At 67.6% G+C, this 22,818-nt stretch carries 22 protein-coding genes and 3 pseudogenes; 3 read left to right on the plus strand and 22 right to left on the minus strand.

The features are described 5' to 3' along the window. Positions 1-431: 431 nt before the first annotated feature. The 15 genes from G4Q83_RS04880 to flhB form a co-directional block, all read right to left on the minus strand. Positions 432-2,429, minus strand: a complete 1,998-nt coding sequence (locus G4Q83_RS04880) for a chemotaxis protein CheA (RefSeq protein ID WP_128419444.1) — start codon at positions 2,427-2,429, stop codon at positions 432-434. A gap of 30 nt (positions 2,430-2,459) precedes the next feature. Then, positions 2,460-2,825 carry a response regulator gene (locus G4Q83_RS04885; RefSeq protein ID WP_128419445.1) on the minus strand — a complete coding sequence of 122 codons (366 nt, stop codon included), beginning with the start codon at positions 2,823-2,825 and terminating at the stop codon, positions 2,460-2,462. Further along, positions 2,822-3,130, minus strand: a complete 309-nt coding sequence (locus G4Q83_RS04890; RefSeq protein WP_128419446.1) for an STAS domain-containing protein — start codon at positions 3,128-3,130, stop codon at positions 2,822-2,824. Before G4Q83_RS04890 ends, G4Q83_RS04885 begins: the two co-directional genes overlap by 4 nt. Positions 3,131-3,240: 110 nt before the next feature. Continuing rightward, on the minus strand, positions 3,241-4,383 hold the full coding sequence (locus G4Q83_RS04895; RefSeq protein ID WP_128419447.1) for a chemotaxis protein CheW: 1,143 nt from the start codon (positions 4,381-4,383) through the stop codon (positions 3,241-3,243). Further along, complete coding sequence (locus G4Q83_RS04900) at positions 4,380-5,162, minus strand: ParA family protein (RefSeq protein ID WP_128419448.1); 783 nt, start codon at positions 5,160-5,162, stop codon at positions 4,380-4,382. The genes G4Q83_RS04895 and G4Q83_RS04900 overlap by 4 nt, the downstream gene beginning before the upstream one ends. Beyond that, entirely contained in the window at positions 5,162-6,112 is a 951-nt protein-coding gene (gene motD, locus G4Q83_RS04905) for a flagellar motor protein MotD (protein ID WP_128419449.1), read from the minus strand. The genes G4Q83_RS04900 and motD overlap by 1 nt, the downstream gene beginning before the upstream one ends. 7 nt (positions 6,113-6,119) lie before the next feature. After that, on the minus strand, positions 6,120-6,860 hold the full coding sequence (locus tag G4Q83_RS04910; protein WP_128419450.1) for a flagellar motor protein: 741 nt from the start codon (positions 6,858-6,860) through the stop codon (positions 6,120-6,122). 335 nt (positions 6,861-7,195) lie between these two features. Beyond that, a complete protein-coding gene (locus G4Q83_RS04915; protein ID WP_128419451.1) occupies positions 7,196-8,938 on the minus strand; it encodes a chemotaxis protein CheA in 1,743 nt (580 codons plus the stop codon). Between the two features lie 267 nt (positions 8,939-9,205). Next, a complete protein-coding gene (locus G4Q83_RS04920; RefSeq protein ID WP_128419452.1) occupies positions 9,206-9,817 on the minus strand; it encodes a protein phosphatase CheZ in 612 nt (203 codons plus the stop codon). Beyond that, entirely contained in the window at positions 9,817-10,209 is a 393-nt protein-coding gene (gene cheY / locus G4Q83_RS04925; RefSeq protein ID WP_170069140.1) for a chemotaxis response regulator CheY, read from the minus strand. Before cheY ends, G4Q83_RS04920 begins: the two co-directional genes overlap by 1 nt. An 18-nt stretch (positions 10,210-10,227) precedes the next feature. Then, entirely contained in the window at positions 10,228-10,977 is a 750-nt protein-coding gene (locus G4Q83_RS04930) for an RNA polymerase sigma factor FliA (protein WP_128419453.1), read from the minus strand. After that, entirely contained in the window at positions 10,974-11,858 is an 885-nt protein-coding gene (locus G4Q83_RS04935) for a MinD/ParA family ATP-binding protein (protein WP_128419454.1), read from the minus strand. Before G4Q83_RS04935 ends, G4Q83_RS04930 begins: the two co-directional genes overlap by 4 nt. Then, complete coding sequence (gene flhF, locus G4Q83_RS04940; RefSeq protein ID WP_128419455.1) at positions 11,845-13,461, minus strand: flagellar biosynthesis GTPase FlhF; 1,617 nt, start codon at positions 13,459-13,461, stop codon at positions 11,845-11,847. Before flhF ends, G4Q83_RS04935 begins: the two co-directional genes overlap by 14 nt. 172 nt (positions 13,462-13,633) lie before the next feature. Further along, on the minus strand, positions 13,634-15,718 hold the full coding sequence (gene flhA / locus G4Q83_RS04945) for a flagellar biosynthesis protein FlhA (RefSeq protein WP_128419456.1): 2,085 nt from the start codon (positions 15,716-15,718) through the stop codon (positions 13,634-13,636). After that, the gene (gene flhB / locus G4Q83_RS04950) at positions 15,715-16,842 is read right to left on the minus strand and encodes a flagellar biosynthesis protein FlhB (RefSeq protein ID WP_128419457.1); all 1,128 of its coding nucleotides are present in this window, start codon (positions 16,840-16,842) and stop codon (positions 15,715-15,717) included. The genes flhA and flhB overlap by 4 nt, the downstream gene beginning before the upstream one ends. Positions 16,843-16,934: 92 nt before the next feature. Here flhB and G4Q83_RS04955 point away from each other — a divergent pair. Beyond that, a pseudogene (locus G4Q83_RS04955) lies at positions 16,935-17,282 on the plus strand (hypothetical protein); the annotation flags it as partial. Between the two features lie 2 nt (positions 17,283-17,284). On the opposite strand, the pseudogene G4Q83_RS04960 reads toward G4Q83_RS04955, so the two are convergent. Both G4Q83_RS04960 and G4Q83_RS04965 read right to left on the minus strand, forming a co-directional pair. Continuing rightward, positions 17,285-18,066, minus strand: a pseudogene (locus G4Q83_RS04960) (DDE-type integrase/transposase/recombinase); the annotation flags it as partial. Positions 18,067-18,208: 142 nt separating this feature from the next. Continuing rightward, positions 18,209-19,168: an alpha/beta fold hydrolase gene (locus G4Q83_RS04965; RefSeq protein WP_246432368.1), complete on the minus strand. Its 960-nt coding sequence runs from the start codon at positions 19,166-19,168 to the stop codon at positions 18,209-18,211. A gap of 316 nt (positions 19,169-19,484) precedes the next feature. Between G4Q83_RS04965 and G4Q83_RS04970 the strand changes: the two genes are divergently transcribed. Beyond that, positions 19,485-19,856, plus strand: coding sequence for a winged helix-turn-helix transcriptional regulator (locus G4Q83_RS04970; RefSeq protein ID WP_128419459.1), 372 nt, complete (start codon positions 19,485-19,487; stop codon positions 19,854-19,856). Between the two features lie 37 nt (positions 19,857-19,893). Here the strand turns inward: G4Q83_RS04970 and G4Q83_RS04975 are convergent, their stop codons facing one another. Continuing rightward, complete coding sequence (locus G4Q83_RS04975) at positions 19,894-20,109, minus strand: type 2 periplasmic-binding domain-containing protein (protein WP_158254982.1); 216 nt, start codon at positions 20,107-20,109, stop codon at positions 19,894-19,896. A gap of 98 nt (positions 20,110-20,207) precedes the next feature. Here G4Q83_RS04975 and G4Q83_RS04980 point away from each other — a divergent pair. Further along, positions 20,208-20,318 (plus strand): annotated as a pseudogene (locus tag G4Q83_RS04980) (transposase); the annotation flags it as partial. Positions 20,319-20,327: 9 nt separating this feature from the next. Here G4Q83_RS04980 and G4Q83_RS04985 read toward each other — a convergent pair. The 4 genes from G4Q83_RS04985 to G4Q83_RS05000 form a co-directional block, all read right to left on the minus strand. Continuing rightward, positions 20,328-21,091 (minus strand): IS5 family transposase gene (locus G4Q83_RS04985; protein WP_246432140.1). Its coding sequence is split into 2 segments (ribosomal slippage): positions 20,328-20,776 and positions 20,776-21,091, totalling 765 coding nucleotides; the frame shifts between segments, so codons are not numbered across the junction. Between the two features lie 32 nt (positions 21,092-21,123). Then, positions 21,124-22,086, minus strand: a complete 963-nt coding sequence (locus G4Q83_RS04990) for an IS30 family transposase (protein ID WP_185817346.1) — start codon at positions 22,084-22,086, stop codon at positions 21,124-21,126. A gap of 20 nt (positions 22,087-22,106) precedes the next feature. Beyond that, on the minus strand, positions 22,107-22,463 hold the full coding sequence (locus tag G4Q83_RS04995; RefSeq protein ID WP_128420187.1) for an addiction module antidote protein: 357 nt from the start codon (positions 22,461-22,463) through the stop codon (positions 22,107-22,109). Further along, the gene (locus G4Q83_RS05000; protein WP_128420188.1) at positions 22,460-22,783 is read right to left on the minus strand and encodes a type II toxin-antitoxin system RelE/ParE family toxin; all 324 of its coding nucleotides are present in this window, start codon (positions 22,781-22,783) and stop codon (positions 22,460-22,462) included. The genes G4Q83_RS04995 and G4Q83_RS05000 overlap by 4 nt, the downstream gene beginning before the upstream one ends. Positions 22,784-22,818: the final 35 nt, after the last annotated feature.

Here is a 22,818-nt window from a genome sequence, read left to right on the forward strand (position 1 = left end):
AAGCCTTGCTTGTTGTCCAGACGCACGCGGCCGGCGAGGTCGCCGGCGACCGCACCGCGCACGATGTCGGCGATTTCCTTTTCCAGCGCCAATTCTTCGGTGCGATCGAACCATTCGACGACGAAACCACGGCGGCTGATGACACGTCGCCGTCGCGGACGGCGTCCGCACGGGCGTGGGCGCGGACAGGGCGCGGACAGGGCGATGCCGGCCGTGCAGACGGCCTCACCGCGATAGGGCACTGCGCCCGAAACGGTCACGCGCTGGGGTGTGCTGGCCGTGGAGCACCGTCCCGTTTTGCGTGCACCAGGGGCGCGCCACATGGGGGCGGCCGGCGTGGTCTGCGCATTGGTCTGCGCAGGTGCGCTCCCGCCGGCAGCGGCGTATGCGGCCGCTGCGATCGCCGCCGGCCGGGTGCCCGGCGCGGTGGCTCAGGCCGCTTGCGGCACCCGCAGCGCCCGCACCAGGCCGCCGATGTCCACGATCAGCGCGACGCGGCCGTCGCCGAGGATGGTGGCGCCGGAGATACCGCCGATGCGGCGGTAGTTGTTTTCGATGTTCTTGACCACGACCTGCTGCTGGCCGACCAGTTCGTCCACTTCCAGCGCGATCTTCTGGCCATCGGCCTCGACCACCACCACCAGCGGTTCGCTCTGTTCGGTGCGGCCGTAGCCGTAGCAGTCGCTGAGCGAGAGGATCGGCAGGTATTCGCCACGGACCCGCAGCACGCGGCCTTCGCCGGCCATGCTGCGGATGTCGTCGGGCTGTGGTTGCAGCGCCTCGATCACGTAGGCCAGCGGCAGGATCAGGGTCTCGCCGGCGACCGACACGGTCATGCCGTCCAGGATCGCCAGGGTCAGCGGCAAGCGGATCAGCACGCGGGTGCCGCGGCCGGTGGCGCTTTCCAGCTGCACTTCGCCGCCCAGGCCCTGGATGTTGCGGCGGACCACGTCCATGCCCACGCCACGGCCGGACAGGTCGGTGACCGCGTCGGCGGTGGAGAAGCCCGGGGCGAAGATCAAGTCCCACACCTGCGCGTCGGTCGGGTTGTCCACGACCGCCAGGCCGCGCTCGGCGGCCTTGGCCAGGATGCGGTTGCGGTTGAGGCCGGCGCCGTCGTCGCTGACTTCGATGACGATGTGCCCGCCCTGGTGCGAGGCGGCCAGGGTGATGGTGCCGGTCTCGTCCTTGCCGGCGGCGCGGCGCGCTTCCGGCATTTCCAGGCCGTGGTCGATCGAATTGCGCACCAGGTGCACCAGCGGGTCGGCGATCTTCTCGATCAGGCCTTTGTCCAGCTCGGTGCCCTCGCCGATGGTGCGCAGCCGCACCTGCTTGCCCAGGCGCGTGGACAGGTCGCGGACCAGGCGCGGGAAGCGGCGGAACACCGCGTCCACCGGCAGCATGCGCACGCCGATCACCGCTTCCTGCAGGTCGCGGGTATTGCGTTCGAGCAGATCCAGGCCGGCGAACAGGCGTTCGGCATGGGCCGGATCGAGGTCGCCGGAGACCTGCTTGAGCATGGCCTGGGTGATGACCAGTTCGCCGACCAGATTGATCAACGCATCAACCTTGTCGACGCTGACCCGGATCGAGCTTTCCGCTTCGTGCGCGGCGGCGGCGTTGCCGGCCGGCGCATTGGCGGCCACGGCGGCCGCCGGCGCGGCGGTGGCGGTGGCCGGGCCCTGCGCCAGCACCGGTGCCGGGGCGGCAGCCAGGCTCGGCGGCGGCACCGCGCGGATGTCCAGTTCGCAATCGTCGATCACCCAGGCGAAGGTGTCTTCGATCGCGCTGCGCGGGATCTTGCCGGCCAGGCCGAGGTCCCAGGCCAGGTACGCCTCGAGCGGATCGAGGTCGTTGAAGACCGGCAGGCGCGCGCTGCGGCAGGCGACCTGCAACGGGCCGAGGTGTTCGAGTTCGCGGATGATGCGCAGCGGGTCGTTGCCGCTCATGAACAGCGACGGCGCCGGGGTGAAGCCGATCTGCCAGGCTTCCGGTTCGGCCGGCTGGTTGGCGGCCGGGGTCGCGGCGGGCGCGGCGGCGGTGCCATTGAGGGCGTGTTGCAGGCGCTCGTGCACCGCCTTGACCGCGACCGGATCGGCCGGGGTGCCGTGCTCGGCTTCGCGCAGCAGGGTGCGCAGCACGTCCACCGAGCCCAGGATCGCATCGATCGCATGCGCTTCCACGTCGCGCTTGCCCGAGCGCAACTCGTCGAGCAGCGTCTCCAGCACGTGGGTCAGGCCGGCCATCGCCTCAAAGCCGAACGTGGCGGCGCCGCCCTTGATCGAGTGCGCGGCGCGGAACACCGAGTTGATCGTTTCGGGGTCGCGGTTGCCATCTTCCAGCGACAGCAGTCCGGCTTCCATCGCGTCCAGCCCTTCGCGGCTCTCCTCGAAGAAGGTGGCGTGGAAACGTTGCAGGTCCATGCTCATGGGCGGGGAATCCGGGAAAAGGGGGGAGAGTCAGCCCAGGACTTTCTGGACGGTGGCGATCAGCTGTTCCGGGTTGAACGGCTTGACCAGCCAGCCGGTGGCGCCGGCGGCCTTGCCTTCGGACTTCTTGTCCGCCGCCGACTCGGTGGTCAGCATCAGCATCGGGGTGAACTTGTAGTCCGGCAGCTGGCGCAGCGCGCGGATCAGCGAGATGCCGTCCATGTTCGGCATGTTGACGTCGGTGACCACCGCGTTGAAGCGCTGGCCCCGGGCGCGGCCGAGGGCGACCTGGCCGTCTTCGGCTTCCTCCACCGCGAAACCGGCCGAGGTCAGGGCAAAGGCGACCATCTGGCGCATCGACGCCGAATCGTCCACCACCAAGATACGTGCGCTCATGCGGCGTTCTCCACAGATTTCAGATTGTCAGGGGTTGCGGGAAGGCCCAGCGATGCGCTGACCCCTAGCAGACGTGCCGCGTCGCGGAACGTGTCGTTGCATGCCTCGAACACGGTGCGCTTGCCGTCCTGGCGGCGCGCATCGACGAAGGCGCACAGCACCTGCACGGAAGCGGTATGGATGCGGCGGACCTCGCCGGCGTCCAGCCGCAGCACGCCGTCCGACGCCAGGAACGGGGTCAGCCGCTGTTTCAGGTCGGCGCTGGTCTCGATGCCGAGATCTTCGCCAAGAGGGACTGTGCTCATCATTGCTCCGCACCAATGGTTCTATCGCAGATAACGGCCGATGCGTGAAAAGCTTTAGCGTGGCATCGGAAAGTGCGGCATGGTTGGCAATTGCCGCGCGGCCATGCGGCTCAGTGCAGCAGCTGTTCGGCGTCGAGCAGGATCATCGGCTGTTGCGCCAGACGCGCCACGCCGCGGAACAGATGGTTGGAGATGCGGCAGATGCGTGCGTTGTCCGGCGGTTCGATCTGCTGGTCGGTGAGGCTGGCCACGTCCTCGACCGCGGTCACGCGCAGGCCCAGGGTCTCGCCGTTCTCCTCCAGCACCACCACCCGGGTCAGCATGTCCATCTCGATCGGCGCGGCGCCCAGGTGGATGCCCAGATCGATCACCGGCACCACCTGGCCACGCAGGTTCATGATCCCCAGCATCGCCGGCGGGGTGCCGCGCAGCGCCAGCAACGGCACCGGCAACACCACTTCCTGGACCTTCAGCAGTTCCAGCGCGTAGGCCTGTTCGCCGCAGCGCAGGCGCAGCCAGCGTGTGCTGCGATCCGGCGCGCGGCGCTGGTGCGGGGAGGCTTCGTGGGCCGCGCTCGGGGCCATGAACGCCTGCAGGTTGGGCGGCAGCCGCGACCCCGTGGCCTGCGCGCGCTCGGCCTCGGCGCGGCGTTCGGGCGGCACCGCCATCGGCGGGCGCTTGGTCGCGCGCGCAGCGGCGGCATCGTCTTCGGTGGCCAGGTCGCGCGGCGGCGTGGGCGCGCGTTGCATCTCCATCGCTGCGACCACCTCCAGATCGGCCTGGCGCTTGGCCGCGGACGGCGCCTGCTGCGACATGATGCCGGCCAGGGCCGGGTCGGAGTCGGCTTCGGCGAGCACGGCGGCGGCGATCTGTTGCGGGGTGGGGCCGGCCGGCGCCGGCGCCGGCGCCTGCTGCGACATGATGCCGGCCAGGGCCGGATCGGAGTCGGCTTCGGCGAGCACGGCGGCGGCGATCTGTTGCGGGGTGGGGCCGGCCGGCGCGGGCGCCGGCGCCTGCTGCGACATGATGCCGGCCAGGGCCGGGTCGGAGTCGGCTTCGGCGAGCACGGCGGCGGCGATCTGTTGCGGGGTGGGGCCGGCCGGCGCTGGCGCCGCGGCGGCGCGCGCCGGTTCTGGCGCTTGTACGGCGCTGGCCGCGTCGCGCGTCGCCTGCCGTTCGGCGGCCTGCTCCTCGGCGATCACGTCGTGCAGCAAGCCTTCCAGATAGTCGTCGATGACTCCGGGCGTGTTCATGCGGCCCGCTCCATCGGCGTCGCATCGCTGGCGATCAGCCATTCCAGGGCGCGGCGGTAGGCGGCCAGGCCGCGGCCGGGGTAGTCGCCGGGGTCGCCGGCAACGGTCAAGACCTTGACGTTGCAGATCTTGGTGTCGACCGGGATCGCGTCTTCCCAGACCCGCTCGCCGTAGCTGTCGTGCATCTGCCGCAGGGTGTCGTTGCCGGCGCGGGTGCGCTTGTCGAACAGGGTCGGCAGGATCGAGGCGGGCAGCGGACGGCGGCGCGAGCGCTCGACCATGTCCACGGTACGGATCATGCTGGCCAGGCCGTGCAGCGCCAGCGGCTCGGCCTGGGTCGGGATGATCACCCGGTCGGCCGCGGCCAGCGCGTTGATCATCAGCAGGCCCAGGGTCGGCGGGCAATCGAGCAGGATGTAGTCGTGCTGGCCGGCATGGCGGGCCATGGCCTGCTGCAGCGCCAGGCCCAGCCCGGGCTGGTTGGCGCTGCGCCGCTCCAGGGTGGCCAGCGCGGTCTGCCCGCAGACGTAGCTCAGGCGGTCGATGGCGCTGTCGCGGGCCACGGCGGCCAGCTCGCCCGGCGGCGTGGCGAACAGGTCGAGCACGCCGCTCGGCGGCGGGTCCTGCGGCACGTCGAAGGCGCGGGTCAGCGAGGCGTGCGGATCGAGATCCAGCATCAGCACGCGGTGGCCGAGCAAGGCCAGGCCGCGGCCCAGCGCCAGCGTGGTCGTGGTCTTGCCCACGCCACCCTTCTGGTTGGCAATCGCCCAGATGCGCATCAGTTCACTCCTTCAATGGCGGCAGGTACGGCGCGGGTCGGGCCGGCAATGCCGGCGGCCGCCGCGGCGGGGGGTGGCGGGGTCGCCGGCGTTGCGCCGGCACTGAACGGGCGCGGCGGCGCGGCGGGCTCGGCCTCGCCGGCGTCGGCCAGGATCACCAGCACCACGCGGCGGTTGGCGTTGCGGCCGGCCTGGCTGTCGTTGTCGGCGCGCGGGCGGAATTCGCCGTAGCCGATCATCGACAGCCGCGACGGCTGCAGGCCCTGGTCGGCGAACAGGTGCACCACGCTGGCCGCGCGCGCCGCCGACAGCTCCCAGTTGGACGGGAACTGCACGGTGGCGATCGGGCTGTCGTCGGTGTAGCCCTCCACGCGCACGCCGTTGGGCACCGGCCGCAGCACCTGCGCCAGTTGCGCCAGGGTGGCGCGGGCGCTCTGGTCCAGCGAGGCCGAGCCGACCCCGAACAGGATGTCGCTGTTGATCTCCACCTCGATCCACAGGCCGGCGCGGCGCATGGTGATCAGTCTCTTCTCGATCAGCGGCGCCAGCGCCGTGCCGAGCCGCATGGCGATGCTGTCGAGCTGGCGCTGCGCGCGCCGCAACTGTTCCTCGTCGCGCAACGCGCCGCTCGCCGCGCGCATGGGCGAGGCCGACGGCAATCGGTTCGGATCGGGCAGGGACAGCGCCGGGCTGGACTTGATCGGGGTCGGGCGCTCGCCGCCCTGGCCCTGCATCAGACGCTCGCCGACCTGCACCGGGCGCATCGTCCGCGGCGCGCCGCCGAAGGCGGTGCTCATCGCGTCGGCCATGACCCGGTACTTGGCCTCGTTGACCGTGGACAGCGCGTACATCACCACGAAGAAGGCGAGCAGCAACGTCATCAGGTCGGCATAGGGAATGGCCCATGCCTCATGGTTGGCGTGATCTTCGTGGGGACGCTTGCGGGCCATGAGGAGGTCAATGCAAGAAACCGGCCAGTTTCGATTCGATGTTGCGGGGGTTCTCGCCCTGGGCGATGGCGATGAGCCCTTCGATGACCATTTCGCGCTCGCCGCTGCTGTGCTTGATCACGCTCTTGAGCTTGCTGGCCATCGGCAGGAACAGCAGGTTGGCCGAGGCGATGCCGTAGATGGTGGCGGTGAACGCGGCGGCGATGCCGTGGCCGAGCTTGCTCGGGTCGGCCAGATTCTTCATCACCGCGATCAGGCCCAGCACCGCGCCGATGATGCCCAGGGTCGGCGCGTAGATGCCCATGCCCTCGAACACCTTGGCCGCGGCCAGGTCGCAGTGTTCCTGACCGTCGAGGTCGATCTCCAGCATGTGCCGGATCGATTCCGGCTCCACCCCGTCGACCAGCATCTGCAAGCCCTTGCGCACGAATGGGTCGTCCTGCTGCTGGACCTGATTCTCCAGGCCGAGCAGGCCCTGGCGGCGGGCGATGTTGCTCCACTCCACGATCTGCTGCAGCAGCGCCGGGCGGTCGCTGGCCGGCGGATGCAGGATCCACTTGGCGATCTGGAACGCGCGCCGGAACACCGCCGGCGGCGTATGCACCAGGATCGCGGCGACGGTGCCGACGATCACGATCACGAACGCGGCCGGCGACCACAGCGCCGAGATGCCGGCGCCCTTGAGGATGCTGCCGCCGACCAGCGAGGCGATCGCCAGCAGCAGACCGATGAGACTGAGTTTGTCCATGCAGGAGGTATCGGCATCGAGGCCGGGGACTTGATGGGGAGCCGGGACTTGCGGTCCGGGAGCCTGGGCCCCGGGCTTCGCGTGCGCAGTGCATGGGTGGCAGGGGCTTCAGCCCCGACGCGTTACCGGTAAGGCGTCGGGGCTGAAGTCCTTCCCACAGAAAGCGGTTGGACCGGCACTGTAGGAAAAGCCGCTTTCTTTGCAAAAAAAAGCACTTTTTTCGTCGAATCGCTTGACAGCGATTTGTGCCGGGACATCATCCCGAGTCCCGAGTCCCGAGTCCCGAGTCCCGAGTCCCGAGTCCCGAGTCCCGAGTCCCGAGTCCCGAGTCCCGCTCAGCGCTTCAGCCCGTCCACGTCCAGGATCAGCGCCAGCCGGCCATCGCCGATCAGGGTCGCGCCGGCGTAGCCGGGCAGGCCGCGCAGCGCGCGCGGCAGCGGCTTGATCACCACTTCCTCGCGGCCGCGGACCTGGTCCACGACCAGGCCCATGCGCGATTCGCCGGCCTGCAGCACCACCACGGTCAGCAGCGGCAGCTGCGGCGCGTCGATGTTCAGCCACTGGCGCAGGTCCACCAGCGGCAGGGTATGCGACTGCCGGTCGAGCACGGCGCGGCCGTCGAACCAGCCCAGCGAGCGGAGCGGCGCGTGCAGCACCTCGACCACGCGCGCCAGCGGCAGCGCATAGACGGTGTCGCCGGCCTGCACCAGCAGGGTCGGCAGGATCGCCAGGGTCAGCGGCACGCGGATCAGGAAGCGGCTGCCGCGGCCCAGTTCGGACTGGATCTGGATCTGTCCGCTGAGTTCGCGGATGCGCGACTGCACCACGTCCATGCCGACGCCGCGGCCGGAGATGTCGGTGATTTCGGACTTGGTCGAGAAGCCGGGCAGGAACACCAGGTGCAGGCATTCCTCGGTGGTCAGGCGCGCGGCCGCTTCCGGATCGATCAGGCCCTTCTCGCGCGCCTTGGCGCGCAGCCGTTCCGGGTCGATGCCGGCGCCGTCGTCCTGCACCTCGATGCTGACGTAGTCGCCTTCCTGCTGCGCCGACAGGCGCACGTGGCCGCCGCGCGGTTTGCCGCTGGCCTCGCGCAGCGCCGGCGCCTCGACGCCGTGGTCGATCGCGTTGCGCACCAGGTGCACCAGCGGATCGGCCAACGCCTCGACCAGGTTGCGGTCCAGTTCGGTGTCGGCGCCGATCAGTTCCAGTTCCACTTCCTTGTTCAAGGAGCGGGCGACGTCGCGCGCCACCTTGGGGAAGCGCGAGAACACCTTGCCGACCGGCTGCATGCGGGTGCGCATCACCGCCGATTGCAGGCGCGCGGTGGCGATGTCCAGGCTGCTGACCGCGCGGTCCAGTTCTTCGTCGCGCAGGCGCACGCGCAGGGTCTTGAGCCGGTTGCGCGACAGCACCAGTTCGCCGATCAGGTTGACGATCGCGTCCAGGCGCTTGGTGTCCACGCGCACGGTGTGCTCGGGTTCGGCGGCCTTGGCGGGCGCGGCGGCCTTCGGCGCCGCCGGGACTCGGGACTCGGGACTCGGGACTCGCGAAAGCTGCGGCTTGGCGGTAGGCGCGGCGCTGCCGTGCAAGTCGTCGAGCAGCGCTTCGAACTCGTCGTCGCCGATCAGGTCCGAATCAGCGGAGCCGGCCACTGCAGGCGCAGTGCTTTTCCCGCGTCCCGACACCACTGCTGTCTCCTCGCCGCTGGTCGCGAACTGCGCGATCAACTGCGGCGGCGCGCGCGGCGGTTCGCTGCCGTTGCCGAACGCGTCCAGCATCGACTGCAGATAGTCCAGCGACTGCTGCGCGGCGTCGAAGTGCCGCGCCTGCAGCGTGGCCTGGCCGGCGCGGGCCTGGCCGAGGGTGTCTTCGGCGGCGTGGCACAGCTCGACCATGGCGTTGATCGCCAGGAAGCCGGCGCCGCCCTTGAGCGTGTGGAAACCACGGAACACGGCGTTGAGTTGCGCGCTGTCTTCCGGCGCCTGCTCCAGCGACACCAGTTGCTCGCCGAGCCGGTCCAGGATTTCCTGGGCCTCGATGATGAAATCGGCGGCGATGTCGTCGGGCACGGCGCTCATGACTAGGACCTGCCCACGCGATTGCAATAGGCCGCGTTGTCGTGTCCGGCCCCCAGGTGGTTGTGCACGGCGCAGCGACAGGCTGGCCGCCTGTTCAAGCCGCGCGCAGCCGCCTGGGGGCCGGACACGGCAACCCGAAGGGCCGCGCTTTGGTGCGCGCGGTGCTGCGTCATCATTCGGTCGTTTATCGGCATAAATTCCCTCATTCTTCCTTGCCCCGCCCGCACCAAAGCGCGGCGTGGCCTATTCCAATCGCGTAGGCAGGTCCTACAACCCCAGTCCGGACAGCAGGTCGTCGGCGTCGTTCTGCGACACGCCGTGACGGTCCAGGCCGGCCAGCGCCGGGCCGGCCAGGCCGCCGTCGGCCTTCTTGTTGTCGTCCTTCGGCGGCAATCCCAGCGCGCCGAAACCCTCGTGCACGCGACGCACGATCGCCGCGACGCGGCGGATGATCTGCCCGGTCAGGTCCTGGAAGCTCTGCGCCAGGGCCATCTCGGTGAGGTTGTGGCGGATCTTGTCGAGGATCTCGCCCTGCTCGCCGCTCAGTCCGCCGGCGCGCAGCTGTTCGGCCAGCGCGCGGCATTCCTCGGCCAGGTCCAGGGTGCGATGGCTGGCCTGTTCGGTCATCGCCACCACGTGGTCCAGGCGCGAGCAGGCATCGTCCAGCTCGCCGGCCTCGGTGGGGACGGTGGGCAGCTCGCCGAGCGCCTGGCCCAGGTCGCGCGCCAGCCGGCTCAGGCCCTGCATCATCGGCCGCGTGCGCCAGGCGGCGAGCGTGTCGATTTCCTTGCGCCAGCCGGCTTCGTCCCCGCGTTCCAGTGCGTCCAGCGCACCTTGCAGGCGTTCGATCAGGGCCCTACGTTCGGCGGTCGCTTTCATCAGGCGGTCGCTCCCAGGCGTTCGAAGATCTTGCCGAGCTTCTCCTGCAGGGTCTGCGCGGTGAACGGCTTGATGATGTAGCCGTTCACGCCGGACTGCGCGGCCTCGATGATCTGCTCGCGCTTGGCCTCGGCGGTCACCATCAGCACCGGCAGGTGCTTGAGCTTGTCGTCGGCGCGGATGTTGCGCAGCAGGTCGATGCCGGTCATGCCGGGCATGTTCCAGTCGGTGACCACGAACTCGAACGGCGCCGAACGCAGTGCCGCCAGCGCACTGTTGCCGTCCTCGGCCTCTGCAGTGTTGGTGAAGCCCAGATCGCCGAGCAGATTCTTGACGATGCGCCGCATCGTCGAGAAATCGTCCACGATCAAAATCCGCATGTTCTTGTTCACCGCTAACTCCCTTGGGTCTTATTCTTCGTCTTCCAGGCCGGCGTCGGCCGCTTCGAACGCTTTCAGGCGCCCGCGCAACCGTACCGTGGCCTGGCCGTGGATCTGGCACACGCGCGACTCGCTGACGCCGAGCACCGCGCCGATTTCCTTCAGGTTCAATTCCTGTTCGTAGTACAGCGACAGCACCAACTGCTCGCGTTCGGGCAACTGCGCGATCGCCTTGCCCAGTTCGCGGCCGAATTCGCTGCGCTCCAGCATCTGCTGCGGGTTGGGGCCGCCCTTGGCGATGCTGTCCAGCTCGCCGTGGTCCTCGATGCGCGACTCCAGGCTCAGCACCTGGCCGCGCGCGGCATCTTCCATCAACCGCAGGTATTCGGGAAGCGGCATGTCCATCGCCGCGGCCACTTCGTTGGCGGCGGCGGCGCGGCCGGTGCTCTGCTCGATCTTGCGGATCGCCGAGGCGGCGTCGCGGGCGCGGCGGTGCACCGAGCGCGGCACCCAGTCGCCGCGGCGGATCTCGTCGATCATCGAGCCGCGGATGCGGATCGAGGCGTAGGTCTCGAACGAGGCGCCCTGGTCGGCGTCGTAGCTGCGCGAGGCCTCGATCAGACCGATCATGCCGGCCTGGATCAGGTCGTCGATCTCCACGCTGGCCGGCAGCCGCGCCGCCAGGTGGTGGGCGATGCGCCGCACCAGGTCCGAATGCTGGGCGATGTAGTCGTTGGCGCTGTTGCGCTGTACGGCGCGGTACTGGGCGGCGGCGTTCATGCGGCGACCCCTTGCTGGATGATCCGTTCGACGAAGAACTCGACGTTGCCGCGCGCCGCCGTCGGCGCCTGCCAGCGCGAGGTGCGCCGCGCGATTTCGGCGATCGCCTGCGCCGACGGGCTGGACGGGTAGGCCTTGACCACCGGCTGCTGGCGCTGCACCGCCAGGCGCAGCCAGTCGTCCTGCGGCACGCAGCCCAGGTAGTTCAACGACACGTCGCCGAGGAACTTCTCGCACACCCGGCTCAGCTTGTCGTACAGCAGGCGGCCCTCGTTGAGGTCGCGGACCATGTTGGCGACGATCTGCACCCGGTCCACGCCGCGCTCGCGCGAGAGCACCTTGATGAGGGCGTAGGCGTCGGTGATCGAGGCCGGCTCGTCGCACACTACCACCACCGCGTCCTGCGCGGCCTGGCAGAAGGTCAGCACGCTGTCGGTGATGCCGGCGGCGGTGTCGATGACCATGATGTCCAGTTCGCGCTGCAGCTCGGAGAACACGTTGACCAGGCCGACGTGCTGGGCCGGCGGCAGCTCGGCCATGTGCCGGCGGCCGGAGGCGGCGGGCACCACCATCAGGCCGTTGGGCATGTCCACCAGCACCTCTTCCAGGGTGCAGCGCCCGGCGACCAGGTCGGCCAGGGTGAACTTGGGGGTCAGCCCGAGCAGCACGTCGACGTTGGCCAGGCCGAGGTCGGCGTCCAGCAGCAGGGTGCGCTTGCCCATGTCGGCCAGCGCCATCGACAGGTTGACCGAGATGTTGGTCTTGCCGACGCCGCCCTTGCCGCCGGTCACGGCGATCGTGCGCACCGGGCCCAGCGGTTCGCTGCGCGTCGCCGACAGGGGGAAGGCATTGGTGAGATTGACGTAATCACGCGACGGCATGGGTCTGCTCCGGAGTACAGGGCTTATCGGCAGCGCGCCGCAAATCTTCAAGGCGCAATACCAGGCTGGCGGCGTTGGCACGGTGCAGGTCGTCCGGCACGCGCTGACCATCGGTCACCCAGGTGAGGGGAAGCCGGTGGTCCGCGACCACCGACAGGGCACTGCCAAACCGCCCGGTTTCGTCCAGCTTGGTCAAGATCGCCCCCTGCGGATCGGCGCCGGCGAACCGGCGCACCACCTCGTCCAGGTCGGAGAAATGCGCGTTGGCAGGCAGTACTAGCAAGGACCGGACCACTCGCGAGGCGCGCAGCCAGTGCAGCTGTGCGGCCAGGGCGCGGTCGCGCTGGCCCATGCCGGCGGTGTCGATCAGCACCAGCGTGTAGTCGCGCAGGCGCTCCAGCAGCTGCTGCAGCGCCGTGTCGCTGTCGGCCTCGTGCACGGCGATGCCGAGCTGGCGGCCGTAGCTGTGCAGCTGTTCGCGGCCGCCGACGCGGATGGTGTCGGTGGTGACCAGGGCCACGTCGCGGGCGGCGTGGCCCTGCAGGAAGCGCGAGGCCAGCTTGGCGATGGTGGTGGTCTTGCCGGCGCCGGTGGGGCCGATCAGGGCGATCACGCCGCCTTCCTCGATCGGGTCCAGCGGCGCGATCGGCAGGCGCTTGGACAGCAACCCCAGCATCAGCCCGCGGCCGCGGTGCAGTTCCAGGTCGGCCGGGATCTGCATGACCACCTCGCGGGTGATGCCGCTGTCGAAGCCGTAGTCGTCCATCAGTTCCAGCGCCTGGGCGCGCACCGGCGAGCCGCGCAGGCGTTCGTCGGTGAGCCGGTTCATCTCGCGCTCGATCATCTGCCGCATCAGCGCCAGTTCGTCGCGCAGCTGAGTCAATTGTTCGTCGTTCTGCATCGCGGGGAAGCTCGGCACCGGCGCCAGGGCCGGCAGCGCCGGGATCCCGGCGCTGGGCGCGGCGGGTACCGGCGGCGCGACCACGGGCGCCGTCGCGGCGGCCGGGGTCGGCGATACCGCGGCGACGTCCTCGAGCCAGGCTGGCACGGCGGCGGCGCTGGCCGCGGCGGCCGGGGCGGCGAACGGGCTTGGCAGCGGCACGCTGATCGGCGCGTTGCGGAATACGTCCTCGGGAATGCGGAATTCGGCCGCGGCGGCCGGGGCAGGGGCCCGCGGCGCAGGCGCCGCAGCGGCCGGCGCGGACGCCGTGCCGGCCGGCATCGCCGAGATGGCGAGGGCGGCGGGCTGGGTCAGCGGCCGCGCCGGTGCGGCCTGCATCGCCGCGGCGAGCGCGGCCGGCGCGCTGCGGCGCTTGCTGATCGCGGCCATCATCGCCATCGCCGGGTTGGTCGCGGCGCCGGCCTTGGCCGCACGCGGTGCCGGGTTGGCGGCGGCCACCGGCGGCCGCGGCGCCGCCTCCTCCGGACGCACCGCGTTCAGGGCCTGCTGCACCAGCGTCTCGTCGTAGTTGCTGGCGGCGACGATCTCGATGCCCTCGTCGGTGCGCCGGTTGGACAGGATCACCGCATCCGGGCCATGCTCGTCGCGGACCATGCGGAACGCGGTGCGCATGTCGGGCGCTACGAAGCGTTTGATTTTCATGCGGGCACCTTCGGAGCGGGACTCGGGATTGGGGACTGGGGACCGGGCAGCTTGGAGGTCACCCCTTGCGATGCCGTTTGGACGTGGATGTGTTTGCGAGCATTCATTTGTCTATTCCAATTACTGACCGTTGCGTTCCCGGGTCCGGAGTCCCGAGTCCCGGGTCCCGGCTTCAACTAATCGTTCCCACCAACTTCAGCCGCTTGTCCTCCGGAACCTCGCTGTAGGACAGCACCGACAGCGAGGGGACGCTGTGGCGGACCAGCCGGGCCAGCGCGGCGCGGACTTGCGCCGGGACCAGCACCACGGCCGGTTCGTTGCGCGCTTCCTGCTTGCCGACGCACTCGGCCAGGCTCTGGTGCAGTCGCTCGGCCAGGCCGGGTTCCAGCGCGGCGCCGTTGCCCTGGGTAGAGTCTTGCAAGACACGTTCCAATTGCGGTGCTAGGGTGAACACCGGCAGTTCCGGCGCCATCCCGGCGATTTCCTGGACGATGAAGCGGCCCAGCGCATTGCGCACCGCGGCGGTGAGCGCGCCGGGTTCCTGACTCTGCGGGGCGTGCTCGACCAGCGCCTCGACGATCTTGCGCAGCTGCCGTACCGGGATCTTTTCGATCAGCAGGTTCTGCAGCACGCGCACCACCACCGACAGCGGCAGCGCCTTGGGGGTGAGGTCCTCGACCAGCTTCGGGGCGCTCTTGGCCAGCGTGGCCAGCAGCTGCTGCACCTCCTCGTGGCCGAGCAGTTCCGGGGCGTGTTCGCGGATCAGGTGCGACAGGTGGGTGGCGATCACCGTGGCCGGGTCGACCACGGTGTAGCCCATGGTCTCGGCCTGGGCGCGCTGGTGCGGCTGGATCCAGATCGCGTCCAGGCCGAACGCGGGGTCCTTGCCGGCGATGCCGTCGATCCTGCCCAGCGCGCCGCCCGGGTCCAGCGCCAGTTCGCGGTCGGGATGGATATCGGCGGTGGCCACCGGCACCCCGTGCACCAGCAGGCGGTAGGCGTTGGCCGGCAGTTCCAGGTTGTCGCGGATGTGCACCGGCGGGATCAGGAAGCCGATGTCCTGGGTCAGCTTGCGCCGCACACCCTTGATCCGCGCCATCAGTTCGCCGCCCTGGGCCTTGTCCACCAGCGGGATCAGCCGGTAGCCGACCTCCAGGCCCAGCGGATCGATCGGGCGCAGTTCGTCCCAGCCCAGTTCGGCGTTGGCCTGCGCGCCGGCGGCCGCCGCCTGCTGCACCGGATCGGGCTTGACCTCTTCCGGCAGCAGGCTGCGCTTCCACATCTTCCAGGCCAGCAGGCCCAGGACCAGCGCCAGCGTCAAGAAAGCGACGTTGGGCATGCCCGGGACCAGGCCGACCAGGCCCAGGATCGCCGCGGCCACCGCCAGCGCTTTGTGCTGGCCGAACACCTGGCCCATCATGGAGGCGCCCATGTCCTGCGAGCGCGAGGCGCGGGTGACCAGCATCGCCACCGCCGAGGACACCAGCAGCGCCGGCAGCTGCGCCACCAGGCCGTCGCCGATCGACAGCAGGGTATAGGTGGACGCGGCCTGGGCGACCGGCATGCCGTGCTGCAGCACGCCCACCGCCATGCCGCCGATCAGGTTAATGAACAGGATCAGGATGCCGGCGATGGCGTCGCCGCGGATGAACTTGCTGGCGCCGTCCATCGAGCCGTAGAAGTCCGCTTCCTCGCGGACCTCCTCGCGCCGGGCCTTGGCCTCCTCGCGGGTCAGCAGGCCGGCGTTGAGGTCGGCGTCGATCGCCATCTGCTTGCCGGGCATGGCGTCGAGGATGAAGCGCGCGGTCACTTCCGACACGCGCCCGGCGCCCTTGGTGATGACCACGAAGTTGATGATGGTCAGGATCGCGAACACCACGATGCCGACCGCATAGTTGCCGCCGATCACGAACTGGCCGAACGCCTCGATCACCTTGCCGGCGGCGCCGTGGCCGTCCTGGCCGTTGATCAGGATCACGCGGGTGGAGGCCACGTTCAGCGCCAGGCGCAGCATCGTGGTCATCAGCAGCACGATCGGGAAGATGCTGAACTCCAGCGGCCGCTTCACGTAGACCACCGCCAGCAGCACCATCAGCGAGATGGCGATGTTGAAGGTGAACAGGGCGTCCAGCACCGGCGCGGCCAGCGGCACCACCACCATCGCCAGCATCGCCATCACGATCAGCGGCGCGCCCAGGCCGTGCTTGATCATGTCCATCATCTTGCGCGTATTCATCTGCGCGGCCGGCTGGCTCATGGCGCGCTCCCCGGGGCGAATTCATCGACCTCCAGCGGCGGCGGCGGCATCGGCCCGCTGCGCCAGGCGCGTAGCTGGTACACGTAGGAGAGGATCTGCGCCACCGCCGAATACAGTCTCACGGGAATTTCCTTGCCGAGTTGCCCTTCCCGATACAAGGCGCGTGCCAAAGGCGGCGCGGACACCACTGCGACGCGGTGCTGCTCGCCGATCTCGCGGATGCGGAAGGCCAGTTCGTCCACGCCCTTGGCGACCACGGTCGGCGCGCGCATGCGCCCGCCCTCGTACTTCAGCGCCACCGCATAGTGGGTGGGGTTGACCACCACCACGTCGGCGCCGGGCACCGCCTCCATCATCCGCCGCTGCGACAGCTGCATCTGCATCTGCCGGATGCGGCCCTTGACCTCCGGGCTGCCCTCGCTTTCCTTCATCTCCCGGCGCACTTCGTCGCGGGTCATCTTCAGTTTGCGGGTGTAGTTCCACTTCTGGTACGGCGCATCGATCGCGGCCAGCAGCGCCAACGCGCCGGCGGTGTACAGCAGCAGGCGCAGGGTGAAGCCCAGGCCGTGGCCGATCGCCTGCTCCAGCGGCTGCAGCAGCAGGCCGCGCAGGCCGTCCAGGCCGCCCCAGATGCACAGGCCGGCGGCAGCGCCGACGAAGCACATGCGCAGCATCGACTTGAACAGCTCGGCCACGCTTTCCGCGCCGTACAGGCGGGTCAGCCCGGTCATCGGATTGAGCCGATCAAGCTTGGGCAGCAGCGCGGCCCCGGAGAAGCGCAGGCTGCCCATCAGCAGTGGCGCGACGAAGCCGGCGGCCAGGCAGATGCCCACCAGCGGCAGCGCCACCCACAGCAGCCCCAGCAGCAGATCGCCGAAGTGGCCGAACAGGGCGCCCGGGTTGTCGTGCAGGCCCGGATCGGGGCGCAGCGCGTCCTTCATCCACGCCACCGCGCCGGCCGCCAGCGAGCCGGACATCCCCATCAGCGCGAAGATGCCGGCGCTGAACACCGCCGCCGTCGCCAATTCGCGCGAGTGCGGGATGTTGCCCTGCTCGCGGGCCTCGCGCAGGCGTTTTTCGGTAGGTTGTTCGGTGCGTTCGCCGCCGTCTTCGTTTTCGGACATGGCAGTAGTGGGCAAGGCCGGGCAGGGGATTCGACCAGCCTCTTGCAAGGACCGTTCCGTTGCGCGGGCGACCGGCGCCGCGTGCGCAGGCAGGCCGCGACGGGGTGAATAACCGGACCTCCACGCCGATCCTCGCCAGCGACGAGAAGGCGCGCGAGTTGAACTCTCTCGCCACCAACGCCGCGACCGCACTGGCGCTGAAGGCCGCGCCGCACCCCGACGATCCCTTCCGACTCCCCGCCAAGGCCAGCGACCGCCCCAGCCTGAGTCGCGCCGACTGGACCCGCGATGCCGCCGACGGCCAGTGGCATCGCCAGGTCAAGACCGGCGTGTCCGGGGAAAACAACCGCGGCCTCTACGAACAGCAGACCGCATCGCCAGCGCGTGCGGCCGACCTGGACGCGCAGGCCGCGGCCGTCGTTGCGCGCAACCTCGCCAACGGCTTCAGAACGTCCGCCATGCGGCCGTTGAACCGCTCGATCATGCTGTTGGTTCTCGGGGTCCTGGGTTGGGTCAGCCGGTGCTCTATGCCCAGTTCCTGGCACAGTCGGTCGAACTCATGGTGGCCACTGGGTTCGCGTTCCTTGCTGGCAAACAGGCGATCCGTGAACTCCTTGCCGTTGTCGGTCAGCCTCTTGCTGATCTTGATCGGGCAGGCCTTGTGCAAGGCTCTCCGGAAGGCCTGTGCACTGGTGGTTGTCTTGTTGGCCTCGAGTTGTGCGAACACCCCTCGTGTGGCCCGGTCGATGGCCACGAACAGGTAGCGTCGGCTGCTTTCATCCTGTATCTGCGGCAGGTACTTCTACGTCCACGTGCACATCGCCCGGCTCGTAGCTCTTGAATGTCCTGGGGGCCACCGCAGGCTCCTGGGGTTTGAGGGCGTTAAGGTTGCCCGCCCCAGGGCGGCGCAGGCGCCGGTCCAGGCCCGAGTGGGAGACATGCGGGCAAATGAACTGGCGCGTGACCGCCAGCAGGTCATCCAGAGGCAACGGCAGGGTGCCTCGCAGATGAAGGACCATGGTCTCCTGGGCCGGTGTGAGCACGGTCTGCAGGCGATGGGCGTGCGAGAACGGTCCCCAAAGACCTCGCCTTCTTCCACTTGTAGACCGTCTGCTCGGTGATGCTAACGCGTTGGGCCAGCACGCTGGCGGTCTCGTTGCTGGCCGCGATCTCGGCACGCACAGCGGGCGTGGTGCGGGCGTTCTTGTGAAGGGCTATCAGCATGGCATCGCTTTCCGGATCGATCGCAAGGACTCTATCCACTCCTGCAAAACGGATCTGGCCATGAAAAGTGGATAGCGCTTAGCGTCCATACAATCATCAGGGATGCGACACGTTCAAAGATGCACTGGATTGCAATGTGGATTCATACACGAGACTCCGGCAACTGTCGGAGAAATTCTTCGACTGGGACGAGCGTAGCTGTCGGGTCTTCTTCGTGAGGCAAGTGTCCAAGACCGGGAAGGATGGCCAAACGGCTTCCGCGAATGTCGGCATGAAAACGCTCAGCCTCGCCCCGCGTCACCGTCGTATCTCGATCACCCCACAGGATAAGCGTGGGCGCTGTGATCTCTCGAATGCGGGAGGAATCATCCGGCACAGGCGCCTGCAACAGCGTTTGCCGGAGCGCGCGGCGAACACCTGCGCGACGACTGATGTCAAGGTTCCAGGCGATGGTTTCCGGGCGAAGCCTTTGCGGATCGCCATAGACCGCCCTCAGCCCGGCGACCGCCACGGCGCGAGGCATGAACACTTGCATTAGAGCTGATCCTGCCTCCGATTGTGCGATCCGCAATGCAAGTGGGAGCGGTGTTGTGCGCGAGTAGCCAGCGGCATCGACCAAAATGAGGCCCGCGACCCGGTCAGGCGACCGAAGCGCGACATGCCAGGCAACCCTCCCACCTGACGAGTTGCCGGCCAGGATGAACCTGTGGACGCCCAACTTGTCGAGAAGATCAAGGGTGATTTTGGCGGCACGATCCATATGATAGTCGCCGGTCGGATCGGGTCCCGTCAGTCCGAAACCTGGCCTGTCAAAGCGGATGACGCGTCGAGTCTGCTTCATTCCGTCCGCCCAGCCGTCCCAGCTCAGCAGGCTCGAGCCGGTTCCGTGCAGGAGCACGATCGGCAGGTCTGATTTCGGACCTTCATCGCGCACGTGAATGTCCATACCGTCGATGGTCGGGAAGTACGATGGTGGCTTCGCCCAGCGCGCTTTGACCTGATCAAGCGGAAGATCAGGTGCATAGCCCCAAAGGAAGACCACCCCCAGAATGCCCATGAGTATCAAGACACATGCCGCAGCCAAGCTCCATCCAAAACTCATCGACAAGCTCCAATCCAGATTGTGGTATCCAATAGAGACAGAGGCTACAATGGAAACCCATTGGGGACAAGAAGGCACTTTTACGGAAGTTGGTTACTTCCACGCAACTTGTGAATGTCGAGATTCCACGAACGGTCCAATGGCGCGTAGACAGTCATGGATGATTCCAGGTGCCATTGAGGCGGCTGGGCGTGAAGGAGGATCGGTACGAAATGTCGGAAGAGGCTTGCGACAGTGGCGTGCGTTGAAGTCGGATGGTTTGACTGCTTGAACCTGCGCAACTGAGGTTAAACGGATCCATAAGGAGCATAGTGCAATGAAAGTCGGACGCTTTTCAGTTCCAGAGGGTGCGTGCAGGGAGACAGCGGGCGTGCTCGAACGGATAGGCGATAAGTGGTCGGTCCTGATCATCGTGTCGCTTAAGGATGGTCCGCTGCGATTCACGCAGATCAAGCGGCTGATCGACTCGGTTTCCCAGAAAATGCTGACCTCGACGCTCAGAGGACTGGAGCGAGATGGATTCATCACTCGTACCGTCACGCCGACGATTCCGCCACGCGTTGACTATGAACTGACCTCGCTCGGCCGTGATCTACTGATTCCGCTTGATGCCCTAGCCACATTTGCGATGAAGCGGCGCAAGGACGTAGAAAAGGCCCGAGCGAAGTTCGATGCGGCCGTCGAGTAATAGTCGCCCACTCGAACGCATGGCCCAGTCAGTCTCTTCAAAGTGACCTGCACACGTTGAAGCTGTACAGCGTGCCGCCGACCGTGACCGACTTCTCTCGGCGTCCCTTGCGCAGTGGCCCGGTGTTTTGCAGCAGGCCCGAATAGGCGAACATCAGATAGTTGTGCTGCGCCTGCTCTTCCGACTGATCGAGGTGTCCATGCGCCATCAGGTAGGCCGGGGACGCTGCCAGGATGCGCGGGTTGCCGGGCACGCGCTGCGCCACCACTCGAAAGTGGGCCGGCCGACGTCCCCCTATTTAGAGTAGCAGGCTGATTTGGAATCCAATCCCTCAGACCAAGGAGATTGGACGTGAAGAAGCGTTTCAGCGAAGAACAGATCATCGGCTTCCTGCGCGAGGCTGAGACCGGCGTGGCGGTCAAAGACTTGTGCCGGCGGCACGGCTTCAGCGAGGCGTCGTACTAGGGCCTGTTAACACATCCGAAGCCCATCAACGACCAGGACGAAGCTGAGGAATCCAAGGAACATGGCATCCAGCTTCTCGAAGCGCGAGAAAATCCGGCGGTAGCCTTTCAGGCGACGGAACAGTCTCTCCACTTCGTTGCGCCGCTTGTACATCTCCCGGTTGTATTCCCAAGGCTCGACCCGATTGGATTTCGGCGGGACCACCGGCACGAAGCCAAGATCGAGCGCCAACTGGCGGGTTTGGTTGCCTTCGTAGGCACGGTCCATCAACAAATGAATCGGCCGCTCCACTGGCCCCAGGTGTTCAAGCAACGTGCGGCCTGCAGGTGCGTCATGCACGTTACCAGGCGTCAATCCAAAGGTGATGGCTGTTCGAGCATCTGCGGCAACCATATGAATCTTGGTATTCCATCCACCGCGGGACTTGCCGACGGCCTGCGGACCGTTTTTTTTAATGCGCCCGTGCCATCGGGATGCACCTTGATGCTGGTGGAGTCCAGCGAGATTGCTTCGATTTTGATGCGCACGATCTGGGACTTCTGCAATTGGACCAACATCCGGTCCAGCACACCCGCCTTGGCCCAGCGGTTCATGCGTGTGTACACCGTGTGCCAGTTGCCAAAGCGCTTGGGCAGGCCGCGCCATTTGCAGCCATGCTCGGCAACGTAAAGGATGGCGTTGACCACTTGCAGGTTGGTCATGCTGACATTGCCGCGCTGTGCCGGCAGGCAGTGTTCGATTAGGGAAAATTGTGCTGGCGTGATCTCCATGCCCGATAGTTTAAACGCTCGGGCCATTAGTGTTAACAGGCCCTAGTCGCCAGGGTGAAGCGCTGGTGCTTGTGCATTTCGGCACCGCGATCCCAGGTCAGGGAACCTTTCAGCTGAGCAGGTAACCGCCGGATATGCTTGGCGACCGCGTCCACCACGGTGGCACTGTCGCGCGAAGGAAGCTTGATCAACATCACAAAGCGCGATTGCCGCTCCACGAGCGTGGCGATTTGCGTGTTCACCGTGCCCATCAGCAGGTCGCCTTCCCAGTGCCCAGGTACCGCGCGGTCGTCCACCTCGGCCGGACGCTGGCTGATCGGCAGGGCATCTATCATCAGGTTGCGGGCGCCCTTGCGGCTCTTCCCGTGGCGTCCCTGCGCGGTCGGATAACGCACCAGTCGACGCGTGCGCAACTGGGCCAAGAGCTGCTTCTTGAGCACCCCGCGACTCTGAACGAACAGGCTTCGATAGATGGTTTCGTGCGACACCGGCATACTGTCGTTGTTTGGATAACGGCGGACAAGCCATCCGCTGATCTGCTGCGGCGCCCAGCGACGGGCCAGCTTGCTGGCCACCAGGCGGCGAAGCACCCCGCAGCGGGCAAGCAGGCAGGCTTTGGGCCGTTTGGCTTGCGACCAGGCGCGCTCGTCGGCGTGTGTCGCGCGGTAGATCTCACAGCCTGCGTTGCGCTCGATCTCCCGACTGATGGTCGAGACCGCCCGGCCCAAGGCCTGAGCGATCTGGCGCAGGGAACGGCCTTGGCACAGGCCGCGCGAGATCTCCTCGCGCTCAGCCAGCTGGAGTGCTCGTGCCGCTCGTTTGCACGGTCGCGGCGCAAACCCACCGCGCTGCCGAAGGACGTACCGAACCAACGCTTCATCCCGCTCAAGCACCTTGGCGATAACACTCGGCGGCTCGCCCGCCTGCCAGCGCGTCCATAGCTGTTCACGGTCCGCTGCCGACAAATGGCGCCAAACCCTGACTGTTCTGCTCATGATGTCCACCTCCGTCCTGATCAGACTACGGTGTTGCATCGATCGGTTGAGACCACCTTGGCGGGTGCAACAGATAGCCGCATTCCTACCGCATGCAGCACAGCTAGCAAGGTCTTGAGCGTTGGATTGCCTGTCGGCGACAGCGCCCGATAGAGAGCTTCGCGGGTGATGCCTGCTTCCTGGGCGACCGTCGCCAGTCCGCCGTAGGCCTCGGCCACGTCGCGTAGCGCGAGCAGGCCGACCGCGCGATGCTCTGGGTTGTCGAGTTCTTCCAGCGCGGATTTCAGGTACTCGACCGCAAAGCCTTGATCGGCACGAAGTTCGGCAATGGTGGCCTCGCTATGGGAGACCGAGGCGGCATGTTTGCGATTGCTCATGTATTTCTCCGTTTCCAGTCCAGCCAGTATTCCTTGGCCCGTTGGATGTCCGCGTCCTGCGAGCGCTTGTCGCCGCCACACAGCAAGATGACCAGCGCCGCCCCGTGCCGACCGAGGTACACGCGATAGCCGGGGCCGATGTCCTCGCGCAGTTCCAGGACACCTTCGCCGACCGCCTTGATGTCGCCAAAGATCCCCAGAGACACCCGCCGGAAACGGATTTCCAGCTTGGCCCGCGCCCGCGCATCCCGCAGATCGGCCAACCAGTCGGCAAGCGGCACCACTCCGTCCGCACGTTGGTATCGCCGGACCTCAATCATGGCCTGGCCTCCATTGTAACTTATAAATCACAGGC

Origin of the sequence: Xanthomonas theicola (assembly GCF_014236795.1) — a bacterium.
Classification (GTDB): Bacteria; Pseudomonadota; Gammaproteobacteria; order Xanthomonadales; family Xanthomonadaceae; genus Xanthomonas_A; species Xanthomonas_A theicola.